Here is a 12,031-nt window from a genome sequence, read left to right as displayed (position 1 = left end):
GTCGAGTGCGCGTATGCGCATGGTCGGCGCCTTTCGGTCGGGGATTGGAGCGTAAGCTTATGAAGCGTTTGAACAGGACGATCGCGGTGGCGATGCTCGCCGTCGCGTGTGCGGTACCGTGTGCGACCGCCGCTCCCGTGTGGGCGGAAGAGGAGCCCCAGGGGACCGAGGCCCAGGAGGCGGAAGTCGACGTTGCGGAGGACGAGTCCGACGGAACAGATGACAACAGCGCCCCTGTTCCCGGTGCCGAGTACGATGCCGCGACCGGCAAGTACGCCAACAGCTTCAGGTTCAAAGACGGTGCGCCCGTCACGAACGGGGGAGACGAGGACGGCATCTCGCTTTTGTCGTCGCGCGCGGACAGCCTGATCACCTGGTCCTACAAGGACGGCGCCTACCGTTTTAGCAACGGCATCGTGGACTCGCGCGCCACGGCGATCGGTATCGATGTCTCTGAATGGCAGGACGACATCAACTGGAGCAAGGTTAAAAACGCAGGTGTGGACTATGCGATCCTGCGCTGCGGGTATGGTTTGGATGACCCCGATCAGGACGACTCGAAGTTCATCGACAACGTGCGCGGATGCCAAAAGTACGGCATCCCGTTCGGCGTGTACCTGTATTCGTACGGCGAGAACACGACCCATGCCAAAAGCGAGGCCAAGCACGTCCTGCGTCTGCTCAAGGAGGCCGGCCTCACGCCCGACGACCTGGCGTTCCCGGTATATTACGACTTGGAGGACGAGCCGTCGCGCCCCTCGAACGCCACGCTGCTCAAGATGGCCAAGATCTTTTGCGAGGCCATCGAGGACGCAGGGTATGAGCCCGGTATCTACGCCAGCCTTAACTGGTGGAACACCTACCTGACCGACCCCGCGTACGACCAGTGGGATCGGTGGGTCGCCCAGTACTATACCGAGTGCGACTACAAGGGCGATTACTCCATGTGGCAGTGCATGAGCAACGGCAAGGTTGCCGGCATCTCCGGCCCGGTGGATATGAATCTGAGCTACGGGGACGGGAAGCTTGTCGTTACTGATGCCGGCATTCGATACCAATATCCCTCTGGTGAGTTTGCTGCCGATGAGATGCTCGAGCATAAGGGACGTTTCTATTATTTCGGCTCTGACGGATATGCGCTCACCGGCGAGCAGGAGATCGACGGCAGGCTCTACCTGTTCGGCGACGACGGGGCGGCCGCGGTCGGCTGGCACGAGTGGGCCGACGGCACCAGGTCCTACTTCTCCTCCGACTACAAGGGCGCCGCGTCCAAGGGCTGGTGGAAGCTGTCGGGCAAGTACTACTACTTCGACCCCGAGACCTTCCGCACGCTCACCGGCGAGCAGGAGATCGCCGGCAGGCTCTACCTGTTCGGCGACGACGGCGCCGCCACGGTCGGCTGGCACGAGTGGGCCGACGGCACCAGGTCCTACTTCTCCTCCGACTACAAGGGCGCCGCGTCCAAGGGCTGGTGGAAGCTGTCGGGCTCACGTTATTATTTCGATACAGAGACCTTCCGCGCATATACGGGTGTTCATATTATTGGTACGATTGAATACACGTTCTCGGATACGGGGGTTCTCATAAGCTCTCGTGAGCTATAGGATGAATGAGATTGCGGTTCGATTGGACTCATTGTTCGCCATGTCGAAAGGAGCAAGTGCTGATGTCTTCAGTCTTGACTAAAGCAAGGAGAATTCACGATAGGGCGTCGTACGTCGCAAAGGAAACGGGCTGGAGTTACTTCCATGCTCTGGGTGAGATTCGTCGCGCCAAGCGCGAAAAGGGCATCGGATCTCGCGATTATGTGAAAAAGCGCCTTTACGATCCGAAGTCTCAGCCTAAGCAGCTCGTTATCCCCGAAGGCATTTCCTCTGAAGAAGCCGCTTATCTCAAAGAGAATCTTTCCCCTTCGTGGTATCGCAAGGCATTGCGGGATAGCAAGATTCTCCTTGGAATCGTCGACGCGGATTCCTATTTCCCAGATAGGCCTCGTAAGCCTCGCAACGAGCGTATGCTCGACAACATGCTCTGGCGCAAGAAGCATGGGTTTTACAACAAGCTTTATAACGAGTTCGGACTCGATGTCGCCAACTTCCGTAATCAGGATGATTACATCGAGCGCTATGAGTACGTGCGGTATAACAGTGCGCCCCATCATGGAAATGTCATTCCCGAGCGTTATCGGATGATGGCTATCAACAAGATGTGGTTCTATTCCTACATGCAGGCGATTTGTCCGGGTCTTACCCCCAAGATGATCTACGTTTTCCGTGACGGAGATGTCATTTTGCCGTATGAGTCCGGGATGTCGATCGAGGACGCTCTTTGTAAGTTGCCTGAGGGTACGTATGCGTGCAAGCAGCTCAACGGAGCGTTCGGAAAAGGCTTTTATCGTGTCGACCGTGGTCCGGGGGATGAGGTTCTTCTTAACAATGGGCATGACTCCATTGAGGACTTCATCAATGACATGAATCATGGTTCGTATATTTTGCAGGATTTCGTTCATCAGCATCCGGCCATTTCGAATCTTTGTCCCAACAGCGTTAATACCGTTCGCATCGTCACGCTTCGTTATCACAAAAAGGCGCACGTGTTCTATGCGCTGCTGCGCATGGCATCGCGCGCGGACTCGTCGGTGGACAACGCGACGCAGGGCGGTACGTTTGTCGGTATCGACGAGAATACCGGTAAACTTATGAAGTACGGACACTACTTCTATCGTGGAGAGGGAGAGACCGCCCATCCTGTTACCGGAACCGTCTACGAGGGTTATGAGATTCCGTATTGGGACCAGATCATGAAGATGGTCGTCGAGCTCCATGAGTATTTCCGCGGCATGGTCATTATCGGTTGGGATATCGCGTTGACCGAAAACGGTCCGGTTATCCTCGAGATCAATTCCAAGCCGTGCACCCGCATGGCGCAACTCGCCCATGGTGGCCTGCAGAAGAAATGGGATTCGTTGAAAAATGCACAGTAGGTGCATTTTATAAATCCTTGGAGGGATGAGAGATGGTTCGTTTGTATAAGCGGGGGGTGCTGAGCTGTACAGCTGCGTTGATTGCTGCGACTTGCTTTGCACCGGGGGTGGCATTGGCGACCCCTTCGGCGGTAAACGCCGGGTTGTCGGGACAGCAGGACACACCTGTTGAGATTCAGGAGCTTTCCGACTCTGACAACAATGTCATCAATGGGACGGAATCGCAGCCGCAGGAGTCCACTGGCTCCAGTGTTGTGGTCGAGAGCACTGTCGAATCTGGCGGTGGCAACGAGGATTCCGAGATCAACTCCGTTCCGTCGACGCCGCAAAATGATGAGACCTCTGACAATCTTGCGGGGGACAAAGGTCCTGGGACCCCGTCTCAAGGCGGTTCGCTGGCCGACGGCAATGAGCTTGAGGGAGACGGTGGAGTTTCCGACGGCACCCCGGTAGAGGATGGTCTGCCGGTGGAGGAAGGGTCGGAATCCGTTCCGACGATTCCGGCGGACGATGATTCCCTGACGACTGTTCCGAGTGAGCCTGCAGGAGATAACGCTCTTTCCGGTGACACGAACGTTCAGGACGATTCGACTACCGCCGAGACTGTTAATGAGTCCACGGTCAATGAGGTTGTCGAAGAGGAGATCGGCTCCAACTCCGACGGTAAGCTGGTCAAGGACGAGAACGGCGTCAAGTTCGTCAAGAACGACGGTACCCCCCTTCAAAATACCGTCGTCGAGATCAATGGGGTCCAATATTATCTCGGTGCCGACGGCTATGCCCAGACCGGACTTGTCGAGTCCAACGGCTCTCTGTATTTCATCGATGAGGAGACCTACAACAAGGTTACCGGTTGGTCCGATCCTCTCGCTGATGGAACTCGGTATTATTTCTCCGCTGACAGGAATGGCGCTGCTGCCAAGAACTGGTGGATTCTCGACGGTAAGTATTACTACTTTGATGTGAATACCGGTCTGACTCTGCAGGGCAGCCAGTGGATTTCGAACAAGCTGTACAACTTCCTTGGCGATGGTAGTGCGCAGATCGGTTGGTCGGCGGATCATCGCACGTACTATGCTAAGAACAACAAGGGTGCTGCGGCGCTCGGCAAGTGGTGGATCGACGACAGGCTGTATTTCTTCGATGGCGATCGTCTTGCCATTTCCGGCTGGAAGAATTGGGATAACGGAACGAAGTCCTATTTTGCTGACAACACGAGTTTCGCAGCAGCTAAGGGTCGTTGGACTATCGACGGCAAGGTCTATTTCTTCAACGACGGCCGTCTGGCAATCAAGGGCTGGTATATCTGGGACGACAACAGCCGTTCTTATTTTGCGACGAGCACGGATCGTGCTGCGGCAAAGGGCTGGTGGTCCATCGGTGGGAAACGTTATTACTTCCGTACTACCACCCGCAAGACCCTTTCCGGCAAATGGAAAGTTGACGGAAACTTTTATTTCTTCAACTCCGATGGCACCTATCACACCGGTTGGCTGACTTGGAAGAACGATAAGGTCTCTTATTCCGGTTCCAATGGCATTCTGTATACCGGTTCGCATATTGTCGATGGCGTTCGCGTTGATTTCGGCAGCAACGGACTGGGTGAGCTTGACGCCCGCGTCAATATGGTCGTGAAGGCTCAGAAGCTTACCAGCGATACGAACTACGTTATCCTCGTCGATACGGGATCTCATTACGTTGGCGTCTTTGCCAGGGATGATGACGGCAGCTGGAACCTGACCAACAATTACTGGCGCTGCTCTACGGGCATGCCGGGCATGGAGATCTTCGGCACCTATGCTACGAGCGACCACGGCGAGCACTTCGGCGAGTCCTCTGGCTACACGGCTTGGTGGTGGACCCGTATCCACAAGGGTGTTCTGTTCCACTCTACGCTGTATTATCCGTACAGCAACACCTCCCATATGGATAATCGTTTGGGTCTCGATATTTCCCACGGTTGCATCCGCTTGAACATCAACAATGCAAAGTGGATTTACGACAATATCAAGCCCGGTACTACGGTTCAGATTTACAAGTCGAAGTTCTAAGTTGTTGATTATTCGTTCCTCAAAGGCCGTGTCCGCGTTTGCGGGCACGGCCTTTTTTCGGATTGACTCCCGTTACATTGACGCTGAGGCATGGATGGGGCTCGGGCCGTCGCCCGATATGACGGTTTTCGATTTGACCATTGCTGCTACACTTTACTAGAGTGGACGAATCGGCACCATATCGTTCGCTCCTGTCGTGTTGGGTTAGTTGTCAATGGAGGGTTTCTCATGCGGAGAAGAAGGCGATTCGCCGCTCTTCTCGTCGGGACGGTCGCTTGCTTATCGGCCTGTCTCGGCGGAGCGGGGTTGCATGAAGCGTTCGCATCTCAGCGAGCGAATGCCTGGACGGGTATTGCAAACAACGAGGTGTTGGTAAGCGATACGGTCACGCCGCTTGCTAACGGCGCTGTCCAGCACGAAGTCGTTGCGAACAGGGCAAGCGGAGATCATCAGAATATCGAGTACTTCGCCGAAGTCGATTTGGCTGAAGACGATATCGAGATCGTCGCGGGCTATGGTCAAAACAGCGCCGATGAGTGGTCTTTGACTCGCACTACCGATCAGGCGAAGGCCTATGAGCGGGATAATCCGGGGAAGACCGTGGTTGCCGCCATCAATGCGGACTTCTTCAATATGGCCACCGGTGAGCCCATGGGTGCTCTCGTCATGGAGGGTGAGGTCTGCCATCCCAATAACGGTCGCTGGTATTTCGGCATTACGAAAGACGGAGAGCCGGTTATTCGCAATTCGAGCGACCTTTCCGATCTTCAGATGGCGGTCGGTGGCAACTCGCTGCTTGTCGAGGACGGAAAGCCGCTTCCTTTGCCCGAAGACGGCTTCCAAAACATCACGTACTCCCGTTGCGCGATTGGCATCAGGGAGGACGGTAGCATCCTGACGGTCACGAGCCATGGTAACTTCGCTCCGACCTCCCATGGTCGTCCGAATACCGAGATCGCTCAGATGATGGCAAACGCCGGGTGCGTAAAGGTGCTCGAGCTCGATGCGGGTGGTTCCGCTACGTTTGCCTCCCGCGCCGAGGGCGAGGAGGGCTTGACCGTCAAGAACTCCCCGCGCGACGGTGCCGAGCGCTATGTCTCGTCCTCTATTCTCATTGTTTCGAGCTCGACTCCGACAGGTGAGTTCGATCACGCTTCGCTTTCTCCGAACAATGAGGCATACACGCCTGGTTCCGAGGTTGCGTTTACCGCAAAGGGCGTGGACACCGCTGGCGCTCCCACGGATCTGCCCGAGGGTATAGCATTCCAGCTTGCCGACAGTTCGAAGGAGCTCGGCACCATCGATGCCTCCACGGGCGTTTTCAAGGCTGGAGACCAAGAGGGTACGGTTACCGTGGAAACCACGCTCGATGGCTCTGTAGTCGGTAGTACCACCATCGAGATCGTCAAGCCCGATGAAATCTACTTCGCGTCCGATGAGGTGAATCTCGGTTTCAACGAGACGAGCGATCTCGGTGTCGTCGTTCGCTCCGAAAAGCGAGAGATCAACTATAACGATGGTGATCTCATCTGGACCATTTCCGATCCGGCGCTCGGATCGTTCGAGGGCAATCTCTTCATTTCCTCTAACGGTTCCGACCTTCATGGTACAGCGACGGTTGTTTCCAAGTGGGACGATTCCGTCAGAGGCGAAGTAAAAGTCAATGTCGGTGTTCAGCCGACGATCGTTTGGGATTTCGAGGACGTTGAAAGTGAATCCGGTGAGATAACCTCGGCTGAGGACTACTACATCGGAACCGAGGAGAACCCGGGTATCCTGTCCCACAGCAACTACGGTCGCGGTGGCAACGAATCCATTGAGATCGTGAGCATCGATGATGATGAGCCCGTTCGATTTAACGAGAAGTCTCTGAAGCTCAATTATGACTTCACACAATGCGGCGAGGTTACTGAGGGCGCTTGCATCGGCACGAGCGAGGAATTCGAGATTCCCGGAACCCCGACAGGCATCGGCGTATGGGTGTATGCCCCCGAGGGTGTGGGTATCGAATATGAAGGTGATGGTAGCCAGGCAGGTTTCTGGCTTCGTGGATATGTTGTTGACGGTGCGGGTAACACCCAACCTTACGACTTTACGCTCGAACCCAAGAATGCCGCTGTCTCCAGTGGTGAGGAACAGCCCGGTATCTATTGGGAAGGCTGGAAGTATCTTGAGGCAGACCTGACGCATCTGCAGGCACCGTATAAGATTCCGGCGAGCATGACGCTGCGTCTCATGTACGTTGCGGGTACCAAGATGGGTACGAAGTCCGCCAATTCGATTTACTTTGACAATCTCCAGTTTGTATACGGCGCTAATGACGATGACGTCGACAGCCCTGTTATCGATTCCATCATGCTCAATGATGTGGAGCTTGAAGATGGCGCTACGATCGACACCAACGTTGTAAACATCACAACCGCGTTCCATGATGTCGAGAATGATTTCACGTCTGGCATCGATCCGGCCACCGTTCGTCTTCAGATCGACGGTGTGAACGTGCTTGACAATGACAAATATGAGGCCGCATACGATGAGAGCGTCAATCGTGCGTACCTTTACGAGTGCGAGCTTCTCGACGGTCCCCATACCGTGACCGTGTCTATGAAGGATGCGTTCGGTAACGACGCTTCCATGACCCGTCACTTCACCGTCGATACGGGCGCAGCCGACTCTCAGGCATCTGTGTCAGTTCAGCCTACAAGCGAAAACGCCGTGATCGGCAAGACCGTCGCTCTTGAAATCCGCGGATCGGGCGCCACGATCAACAAGAGCGATATCTCCATTTCCCTCGGAAATCGATTCCCCGACTATGAGGTTACGTTTGCTCAGGGATATGAGGGCACTTCTTCTTACGGCAAGCTTACGAGGACCGTCTCCATTGAGGCAGAACGTCAACCGGACGCTGTGACCGACGACAACCTCATCGCGACGCTCATAGTTGATATTCCGACAAACCTCAAGGACGGCGACGTCTTCAATTACACCGTGAAAAGCTCGAGTTTTGAGACGAGTGACGGTGCCTACGGAACGTTTGCGGAATCCGAGAAGGAATTGCCGATTGTCGCTCCTTTGACTATCAGCGCAGATCGCACTCTGCAGGGCAAAGAGGTGACCATCAAGGTAACCGATACCGACGGTAATCCCGTCGAGGGCGCCGAGATCAGCAAAACGGAGACGGGCGAGCTCGTTGGAACCACCGATGCTGAAGGCAAACTCGTGACAGATGCGTTCAGTGCCGAAGCGGGCAACACCGTGATCGTCGCAAAGAAGGGCGAAGAGTATTCGTTCGAATTCACCGTATCCGTATACGGTGCCCAGGGCGATGAAACCGGCAAGCCTGACGGTATCCGCTTCAATGTAGTCGAAGATCCCGCCACGCAGAAGAGCATCGGATGGCTCAGCAGTCCCGTTGCCGAAGGCAAACAGGTTCTTCGCTACGCGGTGAAGGGGTCCGATGCATGGACTACCGTCGATGCAGAGGGCGAGCAGGTCTATTTCTCTAAGAACGGCAATTCCTCCGCCATCGCGAACAGCGTTGTTCTCGAGGGTCTCGCCCCGGAGACCACCTATGAGTTCAGTGTCGGTGCCGAAGGCGCGATGAGCGACACGCGGGAATTCACGACATCCGCGTCTGATCCGACGAGCCACAGCTTCTTCGTGATCGGAGATATCCAGGATCAGGATCGCACGAATATCGAAACGATCATCGAGCAGCTCGGTGCAGGTTCCTATGATTTCGGAGCCCAGACCGGTGACGCTTCCGACGATCCGACGCTTTACGAGGATTGGCCCGTTTTGGGCAACCTCTTCGGTGACCCGAGTCTTAAGGGCACCGAAGTGATCAGCGCGCTCGGAAACCATGAGTACACGGGCGATGCTGATGGCTCTATCGCATCCGCCATCTATCACAACGACACGACTGCTCCGGGTAGCTACTGGTCTGTTCAGTATGGTGATCTGTACATCGCCGTGATGAACTATGCGAATAACGCCGCGCAGATGCGCGAGGCGGCAGCCTGGCTTGAGCAGGATGCCAATGCATCTAATGCGAAATGGCGTGTCCTCTTCACGCATCAGCCGCCGTACTTCACCAATTCGACTGGCGGCAACGACATCGTTTACGAGATTCTCCCTGACGCCATCGATAAGGCCGGAATCGATGCAGTATTCTCCGGCCACGACCATAGCGCCACGCGCACCAATCCTCTGAAGGCGGGGGAGCAGGACGAGAAGGGTACGGTGTACTACATCTGCGGCTCTACGGGCGGCAAGGAGTACTCCATCACCTCGCAGGGCAAATTCGATTACGACAAGATCTTTGCGCTCGCGACAATCGATTACAGCGCTACCTATCTCACGGTGTCCATCTCCGGTGACACGATGACGGTCGATATCAACGACATTCAGAACGGTGTTATCGACTCCTTTGAGATCGGGTCGAAGTGCCATGAGCCGCAACTCGATGTCGAGAGCGGCACCGTGAGCTGCTCTCGTTGCGGCAAGGTCATCGAGAATTACACTGGCTCCATCAAGGATGCTGACGGAAACTCCTACTATTTCCTCAGCGGCAAGATGCAGACCGGATGGGTCCTTATCGGTCAGGACTACCACTTCTACGCCGATAACGGCGTCGAAGAGAAGGTCACGGTTAAGGACGAGCTGAAGTCGACGTGCGTCATTCAGGGCTATACGGTGTATGAATCTGAATCCGGGTCCGAAAAGCGCGTTGAAGGCGACGTGGCTTCCGGTCACGAATATGAGAAGCAGGAAGACGGCAGCCGTGTATGCTCGGTTTGCGGTTGGAAGTACGCCGACCTGAATGATTGCGACATCACGCTGAGCAATGACGGCGTGAGCGTGTACACGGGTACCCCTCGTAAACCTATCGTTACGGTTACCGCACCTGATGGTACCGTGCTCACGCAGACGGGTGAGGGCAAGGATTACTTCACCACGTACATGTACAATGACGTTGTCAAGATCGGTAAGGCTTCCTTCAAGCTGACGGCTTATAAGTACGGTATGTACGTCGATGTGAACGATTGGCGTGGTGACTGTGGCGGCGAGCGCATCGTCACCTTCGATATCGTTCCACCGGCGCCCGAGAACGCTGTGCTGATCAAGTCCGATACCTCGCGCGCGACACTTCGTTGGGACGACGCCGTCGTAAACGGTAAGGAAGTCGCCGATCGCTACGTTGTGTACGTCTCGGATGATGGTGGAAAGACGTTCGACGAGAAGGGGACTACCACTTCCAATTCCTATACGGTTACCGGCCTGAAGCCTGGCGTCTCTTATAAGTTCCGCATCGGTTCACGTTGCGTCGTCGACGGGGAGACGTTCGATTCCAAGACGCAAGCAGTGCCGACTTACCTGAAGCCGACGATCGCCGCCTCTTTTGACGAGGATGGAAAACCCGTTTTGAGCTGGACCGGCATTGACGGTGTTGAGTATGAGATCTGGCGCGCGACCGGTTCCGGCAACTTTACGAAGATCGATACGACTGATGGATCTCGATATGTCGATTCGTCTGCTCGCGCTGGTGTGACGTATCGCTATAAGCTCAAGGCGATCAAGGGTTCCGATCGCGTGTTCAGTGAGGTCCGCACGTTTGAGTGCGGATGCGCTAAGCCCACTGCAACCGTCACCTCCCGTTTTGACGGCAAGCCCGTCATTCGTTGGAACAAGCTGGACGGTGCCGTCAAGTACGAGGTCTATCGCTCCACGAGCGGTGTCGATGGTACGTTCAATCTCCTGTACACCGGTAGCGGCCAGGTATTGACCAACAGTTCCGCGAAGGCGGGAACGAAGTATTACTACAAGGTCCGTGGTGTGACCGCCGCCGGACGACGCGGTGCGTTCAGCGATACGGTTTCCATTACGGGCGAGGCGGCGCGTGTCGAGATCGAGTTCTCGTATCGTGCGTCCGACGGCTACCCGACCGTGTCGTGGAGCAAGGTCGATGGCGCGGCTCGCTACGAGGTCTGGCGCTCGACGAAACGCGTTGGGTCCTATCGTCTCATCAGTACGACGTCCGGCTCCAAGCTCACGAACGTCTCGATTGATGAGGGTACGCTGTACTACTACAAGGTGCGTCCTGTCGCTTCGAACGGAACGACCAAGGGCACCTTCAGCAACATCGTCTCCGGTAAGTTCATGGGCACCGAGATCGTGCTTGAAGTCAGCTATCGTGAGAGCGACGGCGTGCCGGTGATCGAGTGGAACAAGGTTCCGGGTGCTGCGAAGTACCAGGTTTATCGTTCGACGAGCGGTAAGACGGGTACGTTCAACCGTTTGATCACGACTGCTGGGCAGAAGCTCATCAATACCTCCGCGAAACCTGGCACCACGTATTACTACAAGGTCCGTGCTGTCTCCAAGAAGGGCACGCTTGGCGCATTCAGCGAGAACATCTCCGCGATGCGTGACCCCTCGATGGCGAAGCCGGACGTTGCGATTGCCAATCGCATCAGCGATGGCAAGCCCAAGCTGACGTGGAAGGCCATGAGCGGTGCCACGGGGTACGTCGTATATGTTTCCACCACAGGCGTTGACGGCGAGTTCACCCAGCTGTTCGCCGGAAAGGGTACGGTGCTTTCGCATACGTCTGCGCAAGAGGGTGTGGATTACGCCTACAAGGTTCAGGCTACGTTCGCCGACGGTCAGACGAGCTCGATGAGCGATTCGGTTTCCGCTTCCGTCGTGCCGGTGAAGATCGAACTCCAGGGGACGAACCGCGAGAGCGACGGGGTGCCCGTGCTCACTTGGAATAAGGTCGACCTCGCCGAGAAGTACGAGGTTTGGCGTTCTGAGGACGGTGAAGACGGGAAGTTCGAGAAAGTGATCTCGACCGTAGGCATTAAGCTTACCAACGTTTCCGTCGAGCGCGGCGTGACATATACCTATAAGGTGCGCGCTGTGGATGCAGATGGAGCCACTGGTGGTTACAGTAATACCGTTGACGTCACGGTAGGGTAGTCGATTCATTGAATTC

Annotated in this window: 4 protein-coding genes; all 4 read left to right on the top strand. The window is 55.7% G+C overall.

The window, feature by feature from the left end:
* Positions 1-59: 59 nt before the first annotated feature.
* Positions 60-1,604, top strand: a complete 1,545-nt coding sequence (locus tag I6E04_RS01710; RefSeq protein WP_235421423.1) for a GH25 family lysozyme — start codon at positions 60-62, stop codon at positions 1,602-1,604.
* Between the two features lie 62 nt (positions 1,605-1,666).
* Positions 1,667-2,983 carry a sugar-transfer associated ATP-grasp domain-containing protein gene (locus I6E04_RS01705; RefSeq protein WP_235421422.1) on the top strand — a complete coding sequence of 439 codons (1,317 nt, stop codon included), beginning with the start codon at positions 1,667-1,669 and terminating at the stop codon, positions 2,981-2,983.
* Between the two features lie 32 nt (positions 2,984-3,015).
* A complete protein-coding gene (locus I6E04_RS01700) occupies positions 3,016-5,034 on the top strand; it encodes a L,D-transpeptidase family protein (RefSeq protein ID WP_235421421.1) in 2,019 nt (672 codons plus the stop codon).
* 306 nt (positions 5,035-5,340) lie between these two features.
* Positions 5,341-12,015 carry a phosphodiester glycosidase family protein gene (locus I6E04_RS01695; protein WP_235421420.1) on the top strand — a complete coding sequence of 2,225 codons (6,675 nt, stop codon included), beginning with the start codon at positions 5,341-5,343 and terminating at the stop codon, positions 12,013-12,015.
* Positions 12,016-12,031 lie beyond the last annotated feature (16 nt).

This window comes from Collinsella tanakaei (genome assembly GCF_021531055.1).
GTDB classification, from domain to species: domain Bacteria; phylum Actinomycetota; class Coriobacteriia; order Coriobacteriales; family Coriobacteriaceae; genus Collinsella; species Collinsella tanakaei_B.
Note: the sequence above shows the minus strand (reverse complement) of the source record. Positions and strands in the feature narration are given on the sequence as shown.

Coding starts and splice junctions, on each gene's coding strand:
- I6E04_RS01700 (WP_235421421.1), top strand. CDS start 3,016: ATGGTTCGTTTGTATAAGCGGGGGGTGCTGAGCTGTACAGCTGCGTTG.
- I6E04_RS01705 (WP_235421422.1), top strand. CDS start 1,667: ATGTCTTCAGTCTTGACTAAAGCAAGGAGAATTCACGATAGGGCGTCG.
- I6E04_RS01710 (WP_235421423.1), top strand. CDS start 60: ATGAAGCGTTTGAACAGGACGATCGCGGTGGCGATGCTCGCCGTCGCG.